At 72.4% G+C, this 20,941-nt stretch carries 9 protein-coding genes; 3 read left to right on the top strand and 6 right to left on the bottom strand.

All coding sequences use genetic code 11. From position 1 onward, the window contains the following. Positions 1-16: 16 nt before the first annotated feature. Positions 17-1,903 carry a glycoside hydrolase family 127 protein gene (locus FXF51_RS44475; protein WP_148440829.1) on the bottom strand — a complete coding sequence of 629 codons (1,887 nt, stop codon included), beginning with the start codon at positions 1,901-1,903 and terminating at the stop codon, positions 17-19. Positions 1,904-2,219: 316 nt separating this feature from the next. On the opposite strand from FXF51_RS44475, the gene FXF51_RS44470 reads away from it, so the two are divergent. Continuing rightward, the gene (locus FXF51_RS44470) at positions 2,220-4,145 is read left to right on the top strand and encodes an Ig domain-containing protein (protein ID WP_148440828.1); all 1,926 of its coding nucleotides are present in this window, start codon (positions 2,220-2,222) and stop codon (positions 4,143-4,145) included. Between the two features lie 405 nt (positions 4,146-4,550). Here FXF51_RS44470 and FXF51_RS44465 read toward each other — a convergent pair whose 3' ends face one another. After that, complete coding sequence (locus FXF51_RS44465; protein WP_148440827.1) at positions 4,551-5,888, bottom strand: lanthionine synthetase LanC family protein; 1,338 nt, start codon at positions 5,886-5,888, stop codon at positions 4,551-4,553. A gap of 206 nt (positions 5,889-6,094) precedes the next feature. On the opposite strand from FXF51_RS44465, the gene FXF51_RS62185 reads away from it, so the two are divergent. Then, on the top strand, positions 6,095-7,264 hold the full coding sequence (locus FXF51_RS62185; protein WP_222871740.1) for a phosphotransferase: 1,170 nt from the start codon (positions 6,095-6,097) through the stop codon (positions 7,262-7,264). Positions 7,265-7,535: 271 nt separating this feature from the next. On the opposite strand, the gene FXF51_RS44455 is transcribed toward FXF51_RS62185, so the two are convergent. Then, positions 7,536-8,030: a hypothetical protein gene (locus FXF51_RS44455; protein ID WP_148440826.1), complete on the bottom strand. Its 495-nt coding sequence runs from the start codon at positions 8,028-8,030 to the stop codon at positions 7,536-7,538. Positions 8,031-8,304: 274 nt separating this feature from the next. On the opposite strand from FXF51_RS44455, the gene FXF51_RS44450 reads away from it, so the two are divergent. Beyond that, the gene (locus FXF51_RS44450) at positions 8,305-8,874 is read left to right on the top strand and encodes a hypothetical protein (protein WP_222871739.1); all 570 of its coding nucleotides are present in this window, start codon (positions 8,305-8,307) and stop codon (positions 8,872-8,874) included. A 147-nt stretch (positions 8,875-9,021) separates the two neighbouring features. Here the strand turns inward: FXF51_RS44450 and FXF51_RS44445 are convergent, their stop codons facing one another. From FXF51_RS44445 to FXF51_RS44435, 3 genes are all read right to left on the bottom strand, one after another. After that, entirely contained in the window at positions 9,022-9,567 is a 546-nt protein-coding gene (locus FXF51_RS44445; RefSeq protein ID WP_148440825.1) for a hypothetical protein, read from the bottom strand. A gap of 151 nt (positions 9,568-9,718) precedes the next feature. Next, positions 9,719-10,243: a hypothetical protein gene (locus tag FXF51_RS44440; protein WP_148440824.1), complete on the bottom strand. Its 525-nt coding sequence runs from the start codon at positions 10,241-10,243 to the stop codon at positions 9,719-9,721. Between the two features lie 27 nt (positions 10,244-10,270). Further along, positions 10,271-20,941 carry a hypothetical protein gene (locus FXF51_RS44435; RefSeq protein ID WP_148440823.1) on the bottom strand — a complete coding sequence of 3,557 codons (10,671 nt, stop codon included), beginning with the start codon at positions 20,939-20,941 and terminating at the stop codon, positions 10,271-10,273.

The following is a 20,941-nucleotide window of genomic DNA, read 5'->3' as shown; positions in this document are numbered from 1 at the left end:
TTTCCTTTTCAGGCGTTCAGGCTTGTTGAGCGAGAGGCATCCAGACCCGCATCGGACCGCCGTCGCGGTTGTCCCACTGGTGGTACGGGACGGCGGTGGCGGTCGCGCGTCCGGCGGGGGCTTCGCCGGCGCCGGTGGTGTAGGGCAGCCCGTGCGGTGGCGCGGGCGGCAGGCGGACGGCGTCGGCCTCGATGAGCACGGTCCTGCCGACGCCGGGCAGGTCACGCTCGACGGTGCGCAGCGCGGCGCCGGGGGCGAGGGCCAGGTCGTCGAGATCGGTGTCCTGGTCGATCTGCTCGAAGCAGTAGACGAGGGGGCCGCGTTCGACGGCCGCGCAGCCGCGCAGGGCGTCGATCCTGCGGTGCGGGCGGACGAGGCGGGGCGTCAGGTCCAGGTCGAGGGTGAAAGTGTCGCCCGCCTGCCACTCGCGCCGGATCGCGGCGTAACCGTCAGGGCCCGGGGCCGGGGTGGTGGCGGCGCTCCAGGCGGGCACGCGGAGCCGGAGCGTCCACTCGCCGCCCGGCGCGGACCGGACGGTGAAGCGCACCCGGCCGTCCCACGGGTAGTCCGTCTCGACGTCGAGGGTGACGCCGCCCGCGCGGATCACGCCCGGCGCGTACTGGTGCACCGAGACGCCGTCGTCGCCGGTGGTGGCGACGTAGTGACCAAGCGAGGAGACCAGCCGCATGATGTTCGGTGGGCAGCACGCGCAGGCGAACCACTCCCGCCGCCTGCCCAGGTAGGCGTCCTCGAACAGGTCGGCGCGGCGCTGCAGCGGGTTGACGTAGAAGAAGCGGGTGCCGTCGGCGCTGGTGGAGGCGGCGAAGGCGTTGTGGAGGGTGCGCTCGATCAGGTCGGCGTAGCGGCCGTGCCCGGTGGCCAGCAGCAGCCGCCAGTTCCAGTGCACGCTGGCGATGGCCGCGCAGCTCTCGTTGTAGGAGCGGTCGGGCGGCAGCTCGTAACGCTCGCCGAACGCCTCGCCGTCGTGGCGCGAGCCGTGGCCGCCGGTGATGGCGGTCTTGGTGGCGACCAGGTCCTCCCAGCGGCGTACGGAGGAGGCCAGCAGCTCCGCGTCGCCGGCCTCGACGGCGACGTCCACGACGCCCGCCTCCAGGTAGAGCTGGCGCACGGCGTGCCCGGCGGCGGTGCCGGCCTCACGGACGGGCAGGTGGTCCTGGGCGTACAGGGGGCCCATGCCGGTGTTCTTGATCAGGCCCTTGCCGCGGTTGTCGATGAGCTTGCGGGCCAGCTCCAGGTAGGACCGCTCCCCCGTGAGCCGGTACAGCTCGACCAGGGCCGTCTCGATCTCGGCGTGGCCGTCGATGCCGTCGTCGCCGTCCACGAGGAAGCGCCGGACGAGCAGGTCGGCGAAGCGGCGGGCGACGCCGAGCAGGTCCTCGCCGAGCCCGGCGCGGGCCGCCGCCACGGCCGCCTGGATCAGGTGGCCGGCGCAGTACATCTCGTGGCTGTACTCCAGCTCGGTGAAGATCTTGTCCGGTTTGACGACCTGGTAGTGGGAGTTCAGGTAGCCGTCGGGGCGCTGGGCGCGGGCCAGCAGCGCGGCCGACTCCGCGACGAACGCGCGGTAGGTCTCGTCGTGCTCGTCGTCGGGGTGCCTGCAGTGCTCCCAGGCGACCGCCTCCAGTTGTTTGTACAGGTCGGAGTCCTGGAACCGGTAGCCCTGGAAGACGCCTTCCGCCTCCCCCGCCGCCAGCCTCAGGTTGGGCGCCGCGCCGGACTTCTCCATCTGTTCGAGGCCGAGCGGGATGCTCGCCTGCCGGTTGATCTGCTGCCAGCGGCCGAAGGGGCCCGCGTGGATCTCGACGTCGTCGATGCTCAGTGGCCGCTGGGCCGCGGTGGAAGGCGCCAGCGGGCCGCGGACGCGGCCCGTGAGGTCAGACATCGTGCTCCCTGTGATCGGGAAGAGGTTTTCCTCGCCCGCAATGTAAGATGTGATACAGCACCAGTCAAGAGATCGACAGGTGCGCGAATCCGAGGCAAACGGTTGCCCTCCCTTGCTCCCGCACCGCGTCCTTGATCGCAAGCCGCACTGTCCGAAAACCTTTTCTTCGTTATCGGAACGTTGCATTGCTGCAAGGGGAGCAGAGCGCCCTTGACAGACGGCTACGGGTGGGTTTTGCTTCCGAAAACCTTTTAGATCTTTCGCAATCCCCGCCCTTGCGGCGGGTGCCCGCACCCCCTGGCGAAAGGTTTCCGCCATGAGACGACCGGTCGTCGTCGCCGTCCTCCTCCTCGCGTCCCTCATCGCGTCCCTCTTCACCGCCCCCGCCGGGCCCGCCCACGCGGCCGGCCCCGCGCAGCTCGTCGACATGTTCGGCAGGACCGTCAACTCCTACGGCGTCAAGCTCGTGGACTGGCAGGGCTACCTGGCCAACCCGTACGTCGAGCTCACCGTCAGGCCGCCGGCCGACATGCGCTTCCCGCTCACGATCGACCTCAAGGCCGAGGGCACGTCCAGGCTGATGATGGACCTGCCCAGCCAGCTCACCGCCACCGGCGCCACCAAGACCCTGACCTTCGCCAGCGCCTCCGAGCAGAAGGCCTTCCGCCTGGCCATCCACTCCAAGCGCGGGCCCGGCGCCGACGAGCAGCACACGCTGCGGCTGTCCATCAGGGACGCGGGCGGGGCCACGTACCAGCACTCCCTGCCCATTCACGTGCAGCAGGACGAGAAGACCGCGCTGCAGCCCACCATCCCGATCGCCTTCGACTACCGCTACGACACCATCACCGGCTACTTCTCGAACACCGGCGTGCGCACCGCCGCCGAGGAGGCGGTCAAGGACTGGTTCCGCTTCTTCGACCTGCAGCCGTTCGACACCGTGGCTGCCGGCGCCGAGCCCAACCACCTGCCCGGCAACGACTGGCAGAACACCGTCAACGTCACCAACAACGCCGCCTACAACGGCATGTACGTCTTCTTCCGCGGCATCCAGGCCCCGTACTCGACCGGCTACCCCGCCAGCAACGGCCGCTACAGCACGCGCGGCGGCCAGCAGGTGCCCGGCCCGCTGCACCGCTCGACCGCGATGATCCTCGAGTACGACGAGGCGAACAAGCAGCTGTTCACGTCCCTCGCCGACGAGGACTGGTACCGGACCGAGATCCAGGGCTCCGTCCTCGACGTGCACGGCCTGGTCATGCACGAGTACGGCCACGCCGTCGCCTTCCACAGCGACTGGGCCGGGATGCGCTCCTACGTGGCGGGCGGCGGCAACGACCCGGACGTGGTCGCGTACCAGGGCCGCGCCGTCCCGCTCGACAGCAGCTACCACATCCCCGGCGACCAGCCCAACTGGGACCGCATCAGCGGGCAGAGCGGCGGCTGGACCCACCTGTTCCCCACCCGCCGCTGGATGCTCACCAAGCTGGCGCTCCTGGTGGCCGAGAACGCCGGGTGGAAGCTCAACCGCAACCTCACCCCGTTCCTGCCGCCGTCCATCACCACCACCTCCCTCCCCCAGGCGACGCCGGGGGCCGCCTACCAGCACACGCTGTCGGCCCGGGGCGGAGTGCCCTTCTACGACTGGCAGGTGACCGGCGGCTCGCTGCCCGCCGGGCTCACCCTCGACCGCTTCACCGGCGCCATCACCGGCACCCCGACGACGGCCGGCACATCCACCTTCACCGTCCAGCTCCGCGACTACGACCGGCTCAGCACGCCCGTGACCCGGTCCTTCACCCTCACCGTCGGCGGCACCCCCGCCGCGAACCTCGCCCTGAACGCCACTCCTTCGGCCTCCTACACCTCGCCCTGGGAGAGCGTCGCGGCCCTCAACGACGGCATCGACCCGCCCTCGTCCAACGACACCGTCAACCGGAGGTGGGGGACGTGGCCGCAGACGGGGACGCAGTGGGGCGAGCTGACCTGGGCTTCGGCGCAGACGTTGCGGTCGGCTGAGGTGTACTTCTTCGATGACAACGGTGGGGTGCGGGTGCCTGCTTCTTGGCGGCTGCAGTACTGGAACGGGAGTGGGTACGTTGATGTGCCCGGGACTTATCCGACCGCGGTGAACGGGTATAACCGGGTGACGTTCGGAGCGGTCAGCACCAGCCGGCTTCGGGTCGTGTTGCAGAGCGGGGCCGGGTCGGTCGGGCTGTTGGAGGTCAAGGCCTATGGCTGAGCTTGCCTGGAGCGGCTGAGCCTGCCTGGAGCGGCTGAGCTTGCTTGGAGCGGCTGAGCTTGCTTGGAGCGGCTGAGCTTGCTTGGGGCGGCCGGGCGCTGGATTGCCCTGCGCGGCAGGGACCGGCGCCTGGCCTCCCCGCTTCGCGCTCCTCGCTTAGGCCATGCCGCCTCGCCAAGGCCATGGCGCCTCGCTACGAGCGGCCGCCGCCCTCTCGGCCTGGCCGCCCTGCACAGGCCACACCACCCCACCTAACGCACGCCACCCCACCAACGCACGCCACCGCGCCTCACGCACGCCACCCCATCTACGCACCGCACCGCGCCTAACGCATGCCACCACGCTCAACCCACGCCGCTTCGCCGTGGCCGGACCAGTTCGCGGGGGCCGTGCCGACTGCCTCCCTCAAACCTCACCGGCGGTCGCGGGAGGCGGTATCGGGATGGCCGGGAACGGGTTGTCGGGCAAGAGGATGATCCGTCGCGCCTGCTTCGGCTGCCCCGCCGCATCCAGATGAAGCAGCGCCGCACCGATGCCGGCCGCCCCCACCATGTACCCGGTGTCGGCCGTCACCTCACCGGGCCGCAGCCGCCGGTAAGCCTGGTACCAGCGATAACCCTGCCCGTTGGGGTCGGTGGCGCGCCCGATGAGGTCGGCGGCGAGCGTCCGCGCGTACTCCAGGTGCGCCGGATCCCCGGTCACCGCCCACAGCCCGACGAACAACTCGATCACACCCGCCGCACCACAACACTGGCAGGCAACGTTCCAATACCCCTCGGTACGCCGTCGCGGCACCCCGCTGCGCACGATCCCGCGCGCCAGCCGCTCCACCCACTCCAGATCGCCGGAGTCGCCCGTCACCCGGTGCAGCTCGTAGAACATCCTGGCCACACCCGCCGACCCGGAGCAGAACCCGAGGTAGTGCAGGCTACGGGCGTGCGGCACGTGGTGCGGGACGACCGCGCACGCGCCGGTCACGACGCTGACCTCACGGACGAAGGCCGCGCCGCTGCGGGCCGCGTTCAGGAACTGGTTGTCGCCCGTCACCCCGTACAGGCGGGCGAGCAGGAACGCGGTGCCGGCCGTACCGGCCAGGAAGCCGGGGGTGACGGCGTCCACGGGCAGGTCGGCGCAGTCGCCGAAGCGGTGGCCCGGCACGGGCAGGCGGGCGATGCGGCGACCGGCCTCCACCGCCGCCTCCTCGTACGCAGGCACGCCGAGATGGGTGGCGGCCCGCAGCAGCCCCAGGATGATCCCGCCCTCGCCCCGCTGCGCCGGGTCGCGCGACCACGTCACCCCGTCGCCGCCGCTGCGGCCCCGCTGGACGATGAGGTCGGCGATGGCCGCCGCCTCCGCCTCGAACTCGGGCTCGCCGAGCGTCCAGCCCGCCTCCATGAGGGCGACCATCACGCCGGTCAGCCCGTGGTAGAGGGACAGGTCGTCCTGCTCGCGCCAGGTGGCGGCCAGCCGGCGGGCTCCCGCTCTGGCGTCCTCCAGGTACGCCTCGTGCCCGGTGGCGGCGGCCAATTCCAGGAAGAACAGCACGACTCCGGCCCCGCCCGAGTACAGCGACCAGGGTTCGGCGGTGACCGCTGACGCGCCGCGGGTGTCGGGGTTCGCCCGCCAGCGCCGCCCGTGCTCGTCGTCGGTCGCGGCCGATCGGATCCACCGGCCGGCCAGGATGGCGGCGGTCAGCGGGGAGTCGGCACGTGCGCTCGACGCGCGCATCTCGTCCAGGCTCATGCTGTTATTTTCCCATACGGTTGGTAGGAATACTCGGAATCTTGGAAAATCAACCCGCTGGAAACCGCCTTTCCATTATGGCGGCACCACACGGCATCGCCGGTCACGCGACGGCGACGACACCCGCACACAGCACCCCCCTTCGCCATGAAGCCAACCCTTCCTACTTGCTTTTGGGGTAATTGCTGGACGCGTAGGCTGTGGCGGTGATCAACGTGGTGGAGTGGACCCGGCTGGAGCCGTGGAGGGTGGCCCGCGCCCGTACCGATCGGGACGAGACGGTGATCGTCAAGTGGTCGGGGCCTCACGCCGCTCGTACGCACACCGAGGAGTGGCGGCTGCGGACGGAGGTGGCCGCGCTCAGGTTCCTGGCGGAGGACCTGGGGGTGCGGGTGGCGCCCCGGGTGCTGGCCGATGACCTGGTCGCTGGGCACGTCGTACTGGAGGACCTCGCACCCCGCACCCCGCTCGACGGCCTGCTGCGCCGCGACGGCGCCGGAGCCCACGCGACACGCCTCGCCGCATTCGCCCACGCCCGTGGCGAGCTGGGCGCGCTCACGGCGGGACACGCGAGCCTGTACTACCGGCGGCGCAGCACCCTCGGCCCCGTCGACCCCACCGCCGACCTGCTCGGACACGTCGGCGGGCTGCGAACGTCGGGAACGCCCCAGGCCGACGCACTGGGGGTGCCCGCCAGGGGCGGGGTGGCGCGGGAGCTGGAGGCGGCGCTGGACGAGCTGGCCGACCCTGGACCGTTCCTGGTGTTCAGCAACGGGGATCCGGACATCAACAACGTCCTGGTACACGAGAGCGGCCTGCCCGGCCCGAGGCTGATCGACTTCGAGTTCGCCGGATACAGGCACGCGCTGCACGACGCGGCGTACCTGCACGTGCCGGGGCCTGCGTGGATGTGGGTGGGAGCGTCAACGAGCCGTTTCCCGCTCGCCGACGCAGCGGACTCCCCTGCCTCAGCACGGACACCGGCGGCCAAGGCAGCCCATCCCTCGCGACCGGAAGCCCCCGGCAGCGCGGCATTGCCGGATTTAGGGGACATCTATCGACGTGCGCTGGCGGCCGGCGTTCCGGAGGCCGAGGACGAGGGGCGTTACGGGCGCGGGCTGGTGGCGGCGTGCGTGGCGTACGCGCTGAGCCGCCTGACGCGGCTGCCCGTCCTGGACGCCCGCCCGGCCGGAGACGACAGCCGGGCTCAGCTCGTGGCGACGATGGAGGCCACGGCGCGCACCGCCGACACCCACCGGGCGCTGCCCCACCTGGCCGGATGGTGCCGCCACCTGGCCGCCGCCCTGCGTCGCCGCTGGCCGGACGCGGACATCGACGTCGCGGCGCTGAGCCCGTACACGCCGCGAGCCCGCTGACCCGAACCGCGTCCCGCACCCCACCGACCAGGCCAGATCCAGAGCACATCGCGTCCCCACGCGCCCCGTACCAGCCGGATCCATGCCACATCGCGTATCCACGCGCCCCACTTCCTCCCGCACCCCGTACCAGCCGGATCCGCCACATCGCCTGCCCACGCGCCCCGCCTCCTCCCGCCCCCCGTGACGGTTCGAACGGCATCGCCGGATCAGGACGGCGACCCGAACGCCGCCGCCCCGACCCTGAGTGCCCTCTCCTCCGAACCGGCCGTCAGCTCGTGTTGCCCTCCGCCGACGAGCAACGGTGCAGCACAGTGGCCCGCTTCGTGGAAGCACCGCTCAGCCGCACGAACGGCTGCACGGTGGTCGTCCCCGCCCCGACGCTGATCAGCGCGAACGTCGACCGGGCCTCGAAGAACTCCTGATGGTTGGCGAAGTTGGCCGGCCCGAACGTCCCCTCGAACGGCGCCGACCCGTTGACCGCCCAGCCGAGCCGCAGCTCGGCCCCGGCGTCCACGCCGACGTCCGCGGTGACCTCGGCCTTGATGAACTGCGACGACGTCACTGTTACGGTGCGTGGTGGGGTGAGCGCCAGCCAGCCGAGCGCCGGCGTGACGCCGAACGACCCGGCCTGGCAGCCCGCCTGCGCCGCGGGCACGGCTCCGGCGGGCTGTACGGACGTGACAACCGCCGCGGCCAGCGCCACGGCGCCGATCGCCGCCGCGCCCGCGATCCGGCCGCGCGAGGACCTGGTGATGTGTTTCATGAGACTCCCCTTGCCTGGTGTGCTTCTCCGGCCGGCGCCGCCGGTCGATGCATCGGTCCCCGGGTCGAACGGAACGGCGCCTGCCCCCCAGGCGTGACAATCGGTTCCGCCCTCTGGGACGCCCGTTCCAGGGCCGTGCCAAGGGGTGCGGATCGCGTACCGAACCAGATGAGAAGCCCCTAATGTCCCTCTAACGTGGCAGCCACGGCCGGCCGAGATCCTCATTCATGCCAGGGCGGACGACCCGCCCCGGTCAACTGACGAAAGGTACGACATGAAGGCGATCAAGCTGGCCGTCGCCGGCGCCCTCCTCGGCACCGTGCTCGGCGGCCTGGCCATGGCCACCCCCGCCGCCGCCGACTCGCGCGCCTGCAAGGGCACGATCCGGGCCGCGAGCGTTGACGACGTACACGTCCCCAAGGGCGCCACCTGCACCCTCCTTGGCACCCGCGTGGACGGCAACGTCAAGGTCGGCGGCGGGGGCACCCTGGTGGCGCGCGGTGTCCGGGTTGACGGCGACATCCAGGCGGAGGGCTCCCGCGCCGTCTCCGTCACCAGTGGCTCCAAGGTGGGCGGCAACATCCAGGTGGAAGACAGCGGCTCCGTGACTGTGACCTCCTCCCGGATCGACGGCGACATCCAACTGGAGGACAACCGGCGGTACGTGCGCGTCAACAGCAACAAGGTGGACGGCAACATCCAGCTCAAGGACAACCGCAAGGGTCTGCAGGTGCACCGCAACAAGGTGGACGGCAACCTGGAGTGCGAAGGCAACCGGTCGAAGGTGAGCGGCGGCAAGAACTCCGTGCGGGGCGACAAGGAGGGCCAGTGCCGCCGCTTCTGACGCGATGAGCACGAGCCCCTGAGGAGCCCCGGCCACCCTGGGCTCCTCAGACCATCCGGTCAGTGGCGCGGAGACGCTCGGGCCTGCCCCAGGCCAGGCGTGCTCGGGCCTGCCGGGGTGCGCTCAGGTAGTTGCGGCTGGAGGTCTTCAGGCGTTCTCAGTGTGCAGGCGGCGGAAGTCGGCCAGGCTCTGGCGGTAGAAGGCCAGGTCGCTCTCCAGCTTCACCCTGGTGAAGCGGCCCGGCTCGGCGTCACGCGCCGCCGTGCCCATCTCCGTCCAGAACGCCTCCCGCGGCAGCTCCCCGGCCCCTTCCGGAAGAAACTTCAGCGCCTCGGCGACGGCGTCGGCGGCGAAGCTCCAGTCGGCGACCACGGCGCGGAACCGCTCCGGGTCCGGCGACGGGTCGGCGGCGAAGAACAGGCCGCCTTCCAGAGCCCGGCTCGCGTACGTGGCGCCGACCAGCACCCACTGGCCGGCGTCCAGCAACTCGGACACGCCCGCGCCGAACGTCACGCCCGACCGCTTGGCCGTCCGCTCCGCCTCGTACGGAACCAGCACCTCCACCCCACCTGCCCGCACCAGCCAGCCGTCCGGCGACTCGGACACCGACGCCTGCGCCGACCCGCCGGAGACGACCAGGTCGAGGTACAGGTGCGCCTCGATGAGGGAGCGCGCCCGGCCGTGCTCAGGCATGCAGTACTCCCGGATCGCGGTGGGTGCCGTGCTCAGGCATGCAGTACCTCCGGACCACGGTGGGTACCGGGGGCCGACATGCAGTACCCCGGATCATGGTAGGCGTCGGGGTCAGACATGCAATGCCCCCGGATCGCGGTACATGTAGGGGTCAGGCATGGCGGGCCGCCAGGTCGCGGTAAGTGTCGCGCACGATGAGCAGCCGTTCGAGCTGGAACCGGCCGGGCTCGGCAGCCCGCACCTCGCGACCGCGCTGCGACCAGAACCCGTCGTCGGGCACCTCGTCGGCGCCCGGCGGGATGAACTTCACGACCTCCTCCACGGCCGCCGTCGCCACCGACAGCGTGCGGTGCGCCTCGGCTCCGTCGTCCACCGGCACGTTGCCCGCCGTCAGGTCGGCCACCCACAGCCACTCCCCCGCGTCGAGCAGCTGCGAGGGCTCCGTGCCGCCGAACGTCGGGTAGCCCGACGGCATGACCGGCCGGTCCGGGACGCCGAACAGGTACTCGCGCTGCCTGCCGCAGGTCTCGCAGGTGCCGGAGTAGCGGTTGGCCAGGCCGCCGTCGGCGCTGACCAGGCCGCTGTCCCAGGTCGTGTCGACCGAGCCGCACGTGCACGGGTGCAGGTCGAGGTAGAGATGTGCTTCATCCCTCGTCCGTGCTACCGCGAAGGTCATGTCCGTCCTCTCCCTCGAAGGTTCTTATCATGCCCGCACTGCTTGGCGGTCTGTGCCCGCTCCAGTGCGGGGGGCGTCGGTGCCCGGGTTTGCACGGTGGCCGTCGGTGGCCGGTGCTGTGCGGTGGCCGTCGGTGGCCGGTACTGTGCGGGGGCCGTCGGTGGCCGGATTTGTGCGGTGGCCGCACACGCACGGACCGTCTTCGGAGCACAGGCATTCCTCCTCCTTCTCCTCCTCCTCGGACGGGTACCAGCCGGTGCCGTTGGCGAAGGTGCGGGCGCGGTTCCAATACGCCTGCCGGGCTCCGGGTCTGGGGTCGGCGAGCAGTCTGGCCAGGTCGGCGGCCAGTGGAGCGGGGACAAGGTGCAGCGGGACGGTGGCCGCCACGTCGTGCAGGACGCCGAGCCGGGCGGGGCGTTGGGCGTGTGTGGCGGCGCGGACCTGGCGGACGGCCTCGTACAGTGCGGCGACGGCCGCGTGCTGCTCGGGGTTCAGGCCGAGCACCGCCGCCAGGGTGCTGGCGGCGGTGGCGGCGGCGGTGCGCTCGTTCGCGCCGATGGTGCGGCTTTCGTTCACCTCGAACGTCAGCAGTCGCCCGTCCTCCTGGCCCACCCGGTCGGCCTGCCCCATCCGGCCGATCTGGCCCGCCTGGTGCGCCGCGCCCGCGTGGTGTGGCCGGCCCGGCTGGTGGGTCGGTTGGGTGCCGTTCTTCTGCTTTGTGGGGGTTGCTGGGCGGATCTCGACGGGGATGGGCGGGCGGCCGGGGATTTCGATGTCGAGCAGGCCGGGGCCGTACGTACGGGCGCGGGCGCCCATGAGGGCGACGGCCCTCGCGACGGCGTCGGCGGCGGCCACTTCGGGGAGTGTCGGTCTGGTGCGTAGTGCGGCGATGTGCTCGGGGGCCAGGTCGCCTGCTCTGGCCAGCGCCACGAGCTTCGCCGCCGCGCCCGGCTGGCCCTGGGCCAGGCCTGCCTTCTCGGCCTCGGCTCGGATGGCGGTGGTGATGTCGGCGGTGGTGGGCCGTTCGCCGTTGAGGGCCTCGGCGATCGGGCCCGATGCGGTCGGGTGGCCCTGGTGTGCGTACGAGGCGGTCGGGTGGCCGTTGAGTGACTCGGCGATCGGGCCCGGTGCGGTCGGGTGGCCGTTGTGGGCGTCCGAGGCGACCGGGTGGCCGCCGTGCGCGGCCGGTGCGGCCGGTGCGGTCGGGTGGCCGTTGAGCGCTTCTGCGAGAGTGCGGGGGGACGGCGCGCCGGACAGGGCGTCGATGAGGCCGCGAAGCCTGGCCAGCGTCGCCGAATCCGGCAAGCCGGTGGCGTCCGGCGCACCCGCCGACACGCCGGCGGCGTCCGGCGCACCTGCCGACACGCCGGCGGCGTCCGTCGAACCTGCCGACACGCCGGCAGCGTCCGTCGCACCCCCGGACGTGCCGACGCCACCCGCCGGTCCCCCCGGCGGAGCAGCCGATGGGCGGGAGTGCCACGGCGGGGCGGGTGGGGTGTGGCCGCGGCGTTCGATGTCGGCGGCGAGCGCGTCGATGGCCGCCGCGATCCGCTCCCTGGCGCTCGGATCGCCGCTCTCCCGCCACTTCCGCGACAGATGGGCGTGCTCGTCCAGCCGCGGCGTCAGGCAGTGATCGGTGCCTTCCCTGACGGGCGACAGTTCCCCTCGGACGAGCCCCTGTCCCATGCCCGCCACCTGCGCGGCCCGTTCCTGGGCGACGTGGGAGATCTCGTGCACCAGCACCGACGACACCACGTGCGGGTCCACGCGCGGCCCGATGCGCATCACGTGCGGGTCCTCCGCGGTGCCCGCCCTCAGCTCGGTACGTCCGACGAGCCCCGTTCCCGGGTCCTCCGCCAGGACGCGGACGTGCTGGTCGACCGCCCCCGGGAGCTGGATGACGAGGGTGTTCCGGCCTTTCCAGCCGATGTTGGCGACGGCGCCGCCGAAGTCGGAGGCGATGACGTCCTGGGCGCGGATCTCGGCGACCGTCAGGTCCGGGACGCCTTCGGGGCGGCCCGACGCGGAGAGGGGGCTGCCGGGAAGCTCCGGTGAGGTGACGGACGGCGCACCCGGCGCCGCACCGGACCCGGGGCCCGCGCCGGTCCCCGCCGTAGGACCCTGGCCCGTGCCCTGGCCCGTGCCCTGGCCCGTTCCCTGGCCCGTGGCTTGGCCCGTGGCTTGGAAGGTGCTGCCCCCGGCGGGCGACTGAGCCGCCTGCGAGTCGGGCATCTCCCACACCGGCCGCGGATCCGCGGGCAGCGCGTTCCTGCTTTCGAGCTCCCCCGCCACCTGCTCGGTGAAGGTGCCGGACACGGTGGAGTGCAGGAAGACGTCCCGCAGATCCACCCCGTTCGCATCGGCCGCCGCGAGGATGTGCGGCGGCAGTGTGGCGAACGCCTCGGCGAAGCCGCCGTCCGGCGTCTCGCTGCGCACGCTGCCGTCGAAGCCGACCAGGTACCGGTGCAGGCCGTCCGGCTCCCGCACGTGCACCCTGGCGACCTCGCCCCGCGCGCGGGCCGCGACCCGCGCGTCCTCCATGATCTGGACGATCCCTGTGCGGCCGGAGCCGGGGTGGAAGCGGAAGGTGGGCACCCCGTCGAGGGAGACGGGGGTGTGCAGGCCGGCCTCCATCCTGGCGTGCAGTTCGTTGAGCTCCTCGCCGAAGAGGGCGATGAGGGCCGTGCCGCCGGTGGCGGCCGGTACGCGGACGACCTCGCTGCCGGGCCGCACGTCGCCGTTGCGGTGCCGTTTGACGCGTTCGAAGGTCAGGTCGTAGTCCACCCTGACGCGCACGGTGTAGAGCTTGCCGGTCTCGAACATGCTGCGCTCGCGGCGCGCGCCCTGGTGGGCGCTGGCGCTCTGGGACGACTGCGCGCCCATCCAGGAGTTGAAGCCGACGCCGAGCACCTTGAAGCCGGAGCCGGCGGACATGCCCACGGGCAGGACGTGGCCGCGGGAGACGGACATGTTCTGCGCGTCGGCCTTCCTGTCCACCTCGCCCTTCTCGCCCTCGTACGGCCCGGCCACGACGGTCAGGTCCGACATGCGGGCCTTGACGGTGACGTCCACGCCCTGGTTGCGGAACACCGGCTGCACGGTGTGCGGCAGGACGTCGCCGTCGCGGCCCGCCACCCGTTCCAGGCCGGTGATGAGGCCGGAGTGCGACAGCCACGCGGACAGCGCGCCCGCCCGCTCGGCGACCGCGGCGTGGCCGATCATCTTCGTGAGCCGCCGGCTGATGGCGTCGTACAGCGTGGGCCGGTTCGCGTCCTCGGTGAGCACTTCGGGGAAGTGGCCGGGCTCCAGCTCCACCTGGCGCGGGTCGATCACGACGGGGGCCTTGCCCGGGTCCTGGTCGGCTCTGCGCACCATGTCGCTCGGCAGGCCGCGCTGCAGCTTGACGCCGTACTCGCGAGTGACCGCGGAGCGCCTGCGCCGGATCCAGGTCGTCGCCGACCGGACTCTGGAGGCCGCTCCGGGCGCGCGCCGTTCGAACGGGACCGGCCGCACCCGGGCGGGCCTGGTCTCGACCTCGATGACCAGCCGCATGTCCTGCTCGACGGTGGTCATGCCGTTGAACCTGGCCAGCCGCTGCAGCCGCATCCTGTTCTCGTTGACGGTGCTGGAGAAGGAGCGGGTGCGCTTGGTGGACAGCCCGCCCTTCATCTCGTCCTGGCTGTCGCTGTCGCTGTAGTCGAGGCCGGCGGAGTACGAGCGGGTGTACGACTCGGTGTGCGAGGCCTCCTTGCCGCGGTAGCGCTGGATGATGACGCCGTCCTCGTCGGTCTCGTCCACCAGCACCGCCTTGCGCGGGTCGGCGCCCGGGGCGTGCTCCAGCCGCACCCGGACGGTGACGACCTGGACGGAGTCGACGTCGGCCCCGGTCTGCACGTCGTACTCGCGCTGGAACCCGCGCCGCGACCACATCTCGTCGATGTGCACCTGCGGCCTGGTGCCGTTGAGGTCGGCCCTGATCTGGCGGCGCAGGTTCGGCGTGCCGTCCACGGCGCCCGGCACCGCGGCGTCGAGCGCGTTCAGCACCTCGTCCATGACGTCGACCTCGTTGCCCCGCGTGTCGGAGACGACGAACGCCTGCGGCATGCTCATGCCCATGCCGTGCTCGTACTGCGGGGCGATCACGACGTGCCTGAGCCGCTCGTTCATGGCCTTGGCGGCGTTCAGCACCCGCTGGAGCCTGGTCACCGTGGCGGCGGGGGCGGCGTTCGCCGCCGCGGCGGCGACGGTGACGGTCTGGCCGAGGTCCGCGACCTTCTGCAGCGCTTCGAGCAGCTTCTGGGGTGTGTGTCCTGTGCCGATGCCGAGGTCCTCGCCGCGGGCCAGCGCCGCGGTGCGGGCCTTGACGTACTGCATGACGAGCGGCACCGCGAGGGTCCTGTGCAGCTTCATGGTGCCGTTCATGAAACGCTCGACCGCGTCGGCGACGACGGGCAGCGGCAGCGTCAGGTCGCCGGCGGCGTACAGGCGCAGCGCGTCGTGCTCGGGGACGGTGAACAGGCCGTTGCCGTGGCTGCGGAACTGGCCGCCCTGCCAGTTGCCGGCGTCCTGCCCGATCGGGGTGGCGTGCTTGGCGCGCAGCTTCACCACGACGTCCACCGGCACGTGGAAGCGATACTTCCGGCCGACGGAGATGCCCAGGAACTCGGTGCCCCAGACGGCCACGAGCGCGGTCGCCAGCGCCCTGACCCGGGAGCGGGACGGCAGCCCGAGTGTGCCGGAGTCGCTGGTCGTGCCGCCGTCGTCGGCGTCGCCGAGGCTGTTCATCAGGCCGACCGCGATGTTGTTGGACCCGCCCCAGGAGATGCCCACGCTGCGCAGCGCGAGCAGGATGCGGCCGGTCACCGAGTCCACGACGTCCAGGAACCGCGCCTCGCCCAGCTCGCCGCGCACCTCCAGGGACGTGCGCGTGGGCGCGACGCCGCTGGGGTCGAGCACGAGGTCGTCGGTGACGGGGCCCTCGAACAGGTGGGCGGCGAGGTGGTGGCGGCTGAGGACGGGCCAGAGCTGCACCAGCGGCGCCACCTTGCCCCGCAGGAAGCGCGGCAGCAGCTCCCAGATCTTCTTGATGTCGCCGAGCTCCCGGCCGCCGTCGAAGTGCTCCAGCGTGGCCAGCTCCATGAGCTTCTTCGACGGTTTGCCCATCGCCCCGGCGAAGCGCGGCCCGCCGTCGCGGGGCATCATGTCGCCGGGCACCATCAGCAGGGGGTTGACGGAGCGCGGCTGGACGAGCGGCCGGACCTCGCCGTCGTGCACCAGGTTGACCTCGATCGTCGCCTTGGTGGCGAGGCCCGCGGTGAGCTTCTCCTTGCCGTCCTCCTCCATGCCGACCTTGTTGACCATGCTGGAGGTGCTGGTGCCGGCCGAGTACGTCCGGTCGCCGCCGGCGTTCGGGCCCGCCTTGTGGGTGACGCCGTCCTGCCCCTGCCCGGGGCCGTCGGTCTTGACGACCGAGGCGCCGCCGCCGTAGTTCCGCGACCGGTTGATGCCCCGCCCTGAGGTGTCGCTGGCGATGTCGAGGTGCGTGCGCACCTTGTTGACCAGGCCCTTGGGGACGCCCCGGCCGGCGAAGTCCTGCCGGACGACGATCTGCAGCGCGTGCAGACCGGCGGTGGGGATGATCCCATGCGTGTGGAGGGGGATGAGCACGCCGCTCTGCGCCATCTGGTCGAACCCGCTGCGGATCGGGCTCTCCTCCAGGTGGGCGGCGATCTCGTCCTCGTTCAGGATCTGGATGGCGCGGATGAGGTCGTTGCGGCTGTACTGGCGCACCCCGTTCACGACCTTGCCCACCAGACCGAGCTCGGCGAGCTGGTCCAGGACCTCGTCCTTGAGCCCGTCCAGCCCCTCGACCTCGCGGACGTCGGTCGGGCCCGCACCGCGCATCTGCTGGGGGCCGTCGCCGAGCCACTGCGGCAGCTCGGTCTTGCGTCCCTGGACGGACTGCTGACGGGGCGAGCCGCGCAGCACCGGGTTGCCGTCGGCGTCGAGCTTGGGCTTGCCGTTCTCCATGACGACCGTGTCGCGCGGCGCGGGGTCGCCGGCCAGGAGGGCGTCCAGCACCTGCTGGCGCATCAGCAGCTCCGTGTCGAACGGCCCCAGCTTCTGCGGTGGCTTGCCCGCCCGCTCCACGGTGAACGTGAGCATGGCCACCTTGCGGTAGGCCTGCGAGATCCCGGCCCGCTTGTCCACCTGCGGGTGCACGGCGACCTCGTTCGCGGAGGACGAGGACGACTGCGACACCGGCCTGGTGCCCTTGGCCTCGGGTGTGACCCCGTCGGGCTGGTAGTCGCCCATCGGGCCGAACACGTCCACGCCTGTCAGCGCCTGGTTGAGCCCGGCCGACGCGTGGCCCTCCAGCGAACCGCCGTACTCGACCTTGGTCGGGGACGTGGCGGTCTCGGTGAGCACCTCCTCCTCCAGCGCGTCGGCGGTCCACCCGCCCTCCATCCGGGTCTCCTCCGTCACGATCTCGGCCGTGGCCGTGATGCGGACGTCGGGCTCGCCGTTCACGGAGAGGTTCACCGTCAGGCCGGTGTCCAGCACCTGCCGGAAGCGCGCCTGTACCTCCTGGGTGACGAATTTGCGCAGGTCACGGCGCGCGTTCGTGCCGATCTCGGTGTAGTCGCCGCCGAGGGCGGCGGCCATCGCGTCGAGCGCCGCCTCCAGGCCGGTCATGCTGATGACCTCCTGGTTGGGCGGCTTGGGGCGCCGCTTGTCCGGGTCGATCGTGACCGGGTCGCGCGAGGTGCGGTCGGCGTAGGAGTGCCACACCCAGATCCGCTGGGTGGAGGTGTCGCCGGGGCTGCCGGAGCTGACGGTGCCGGCCGGGCGCCACTCCCCCGCCTTTCCGGTACGCAGCTCCACCGTCCACGTGGCGGCGGCGTCGTACAGCATCGACTCGCTGCGGTTGTCGGCGACGGAGCCGCCCTGCTCGAACATGCTGCCGCCGCCGGAGGCCGACCAGCTCCGCCCGGCGCTCGCGCCGACGCCGACGGCGAACACGTCGGCCACCGCCCTGGCCCAGGTGCCGTCCTGCAGCAGCGGCGTCAGCGCGCTGCTGTTGAAGTCGCCCGAGACGCCGGCGCCGCCGGACGCGGTGGCGGTGTAGGACTGGCCGGTCTGGTAGAACATGCCCACCGTCACCTGGGACGCCTTCACCCCCGGGTCGAGCACCTCGACCAGGTCGGAGAGGGTGAGCTTGAGCCGCAGCTCGGCCGCCTTGCCCCGGCCGGCGCTCAGCACCAGGCCGTCACCCGCCACGACCTTGTGGAAGTCGGCGCGGATGTGGTTCTCCAGCTCGTCCGGCGTGTACCGCTTGGGGATGCCGTTGCGCTTGAGCTGCTCGTTGACGTGGTCGGTGAGCGCGTCGAGGTGGGCCAGCCGGCCGGTGGGCATCGACTCCGGCAGGGAGAACTGGCTGGGCAGCGCCTTGCCCAAGGCCTCCAGGTACCGATCGTGCGCCTGCCTGACCTCGTTCGCGGCGGCCTTGACGAGGGCGGCCACGCCCAGCTCGCCGGGGGCCGGCGCGGGGGCGTTCGGCAGCGCCGCGAGCAGCCGCGCGTACCGCTCGTACGCCTTCCTGGCCTGGGTCGCCTCGTGCAGCGCGGAGTTGTAGGCGGCGGCGATCCTGGTGTGGCGGCCCTGCTTGTCCCTGAGGCTGCCGGCCTCAGCCTCGGCCGTGTCGGCCCGCAGCGCCGCGCCGCTGTCGTGCTCCTCGCGCGCCTGCCTGGCCTTCTTGGCGGATTCGCGGGCCTGCTTGCCGGCCTCCTTGGCGCTGTCCTTCTTGCCGTCCCGCAGCTCCTCCAGGGTCTTCTCGGCGTCCGCCAGCCTCGCGGCCAGCTCCCGCGCGTCCTCCGGGCGCGGGTCGGCGCCGAGCCTGGGTGGCTGGAGGCTCGGCCGTGCGGTCTGCGGGCCCGCCGCCCAGGGTGGAGGCGGTGGTGTGACGCCCCGGGCGCGCAGGTCGTGCAGGACGCCGTCGATGTCCACGGCCAGCAGGCGCTTGTCCGGCATCGTCTGCGCCTGGTGCCACTTCTCCGTCAGGTACGCCAGCTCGTTGAGCCGGGCGGCCACGCACTCGTCGCCCGCCGGTCGGGTGGTCGCGCCGGGCAGCATCCGGCGCAGCACACCCTGCCGTCGGCCGCCCTGGTCGGCGGCCACGTGCTGCAGCGTGTCGGTGATCTCGTGCAGCCAGACCCGGCCGAGCTGCTCGTCGGCGATGCGGGGAGCGAAGGTCACCACGTGCGGGTCGGCGGCGGTGCCCGACGTGACCGTGGTCTGCGCCATCGTCCGCTGGCCCCGGTCGCCGACCACGGCGCGGAAGTGGTGGGTGCCGTTCGCGGTGCGGACCGTCAGGAGGTCGCCGGACCAGGAGACGTCCCGCACCTCCTGGCCACCGTGCTGGAAGTGCGCGGGGCGCACGTCGGCGGCGCCCTGCTTGATCTCGTCCGTGGTGAGGTCGGCGGGGCGGCCGCCGTCGGTGACGTAGCGGGTGCCGGGGATCGGCTGGGATGTGACGGTGCCGGGCGCGCTGGTGTGGGCCGATGGGGGTTCGAAGCCGGGGGTCGTGTCGGCCGACAGCCCGTCGTCGGCCGCCGCGATCAGCAGGAGGGCGGCGGCGTCCACCGCCAGGTCGGCCTGGGTCGTGACCTGGGTGGCGCGGGCGTCGAGTGCCTTGCGGATGCCGGTCATGGTGGCGTTCGACAGGACGCGGTGGCGGCCGTCGGAGCGGGGGATGATCACCTCGCCGTTGGGGCCGATCACCGCGAGGGGGAAGGTGGTGGTGAGGGCCTCCAGCAGTGCCGCCCGCGCTCTGAGCGGGGCTGGGGTGGTGCTGGTGGGTGCGGGGTTGCTCGCCGGGGACGTGCCGGTGTCCGGGTCGGTGGGGATGTCGGCGGTTCGGGTCGCGGTGGTGTCGTCCGCCTGGACGGGGAGGGCGGTGTCCGCGTCGGGTTGCTGGTCGGGGGCGGTGTCGGACTGCTGGTCCGGCACGGTGTCGGGCTGCTGCTGGGGGGCGGTGTCCGGCTCGGGCGCGGTGTCGGACTGCTGGTTCGGCGCGGCATCAGGCTGCTGCCTCGGGGCGGCGTCGGCCTGCTGCTGGGGCGTGGCGTCCGCCTGCGGCTGCGGGGCGGCGTCCGGGGCTGACTGCGCGGCGGATGGCGCGACTGAGGGCGCGGCTGAGGGCGACTCTTGACGGGCTGGAGCGGCGTCCGGGCTCGTGTCCGGGCTCGTGTCCGGGCTCGGCGTCACGTCCGGCTGCTGGTCGGCGTCCACCTCCTCGTCCGGAGCCTGCACGGCGGACGGCTGATCCGGGGACGACGCCGGGCGGCGGGTGGAGACGTCCACGTCCGGCGCCCCAGGCCTGGCGCCCTGAGCACCGGCGCCCGCCGGAGCGGGAGCGGCCGAGGTCCGCCCGGACGAGACGGTGACCGGTTCAGGGGTGCGCACGGCGGTGGCGGGAGCGGCGGGCTGGTTGCCGTCGGGCCCCGCAGGCGCACCGGCCGGCGTGTTGGCGGGACCGCCGGAAGGCCCGCCACCGGCGCGGGCCGCGTCGGTGCGGGCCGCCGCGTCGTGTGCCGAGGCGAGCGTGGAGAGCGGATGCGCCAGCGCCGTGACCACGTCCGGGTTGAACGGGCTGATGCTCCCGGTACGTCCCACACCGCCCATGAAGGCGCCCATCATGGAGTCGGCGGTGAACGGGTTCTGGTACTGCCCGTACACCAGCCCGTTGCCGAGGAAGCTGCCCACCGGCGAGGCGATCACGTTCGTCAGGCCGGTCGTCAGCGCGCGGCCGGTGAAGCCGGGCACGACCTGGGTGACCCGGGAGACGGGCCCGGCCAGCACGGTGCTGGCGGCCGCGCCGCCGCCGGCGCCGATGCTGACGGCCGCGAGCTGCCGCCAGTCCAGGTCCTTGCGGGTGCCCATGTCGATCTGCTGCTTCTGGGCCCAGAAGTCGATGACGAACTCTTCGCCGATCTCCTCGATGAGCTCCTTGCCGAACGGCGACGCGAGCAGCCGCACGATGAGGCCGCGCCCGGTGGCGCCGCTCAGCGCGGCGACCCTGGCCAGTTGTGTCGCGCCGATCTCCCGGCCGGCCATGGCGGTGAGCCTGACCAGGATGCGGCTGATCGCGGCTCTGGCCGCGGCCGCGTACGGGCCGACGAGGGCGGTGGAGGCGCCCGCGCTGAAGAAGGCGACGATGAGCGCGATGGCGATGGCGATGACGGTCACCCAGAACGCCACGTTGATGGAGAGCTTGGAGAACTGGGTGTTCACGGCGAAGTTGCTGGTCTGCTGCGCGAAGGCTCTGGCGTTCCTGCTCACGCCGGCGATGCCTTTGTCGGCGCCGTACAGGTCTCGGGCGCGGTTGACGAACCTGCCGGTGGCTGGGGCGCTCCAGCCGGTCACGATGGCACGCACGGCGGTGCCCGCGGGCTCGGCGGACTTGACGCTGCCGTCGGACAGCCCCGCGTACGAACGTGCCAGCGAGGACAGGCCGCTCTCGGTGGCGTCCGGCCACTTCTGCCCGGCGGACAGCATGGGGATCAGCCAGCGGACGACCCAGTCCGGCAGTTGCTCGGTCTCCCAGACAGGCTGGACGTCGGCGTCGATGCCGACGACTTCGTGCTGTGCCGACACCGCACTGCTGGTGCGGGCGCCGACGTCGCCCTGGTGCGCCAT

Source organism: Nonomuraea sp. PA05, assembly GCF_008086045.1.
GTDB classification, from domain to species: Bacteria; Actinomycetota; Actinomycetes; order Streptosporangiales; family Streptosporangiaceae; genus Nonomuraea; species Nonomuraea monospora.
Note: the sequence above shows the minus strand (reverse complement) of the source record. Positions and strands in the feature narration are given on the sequence as shown.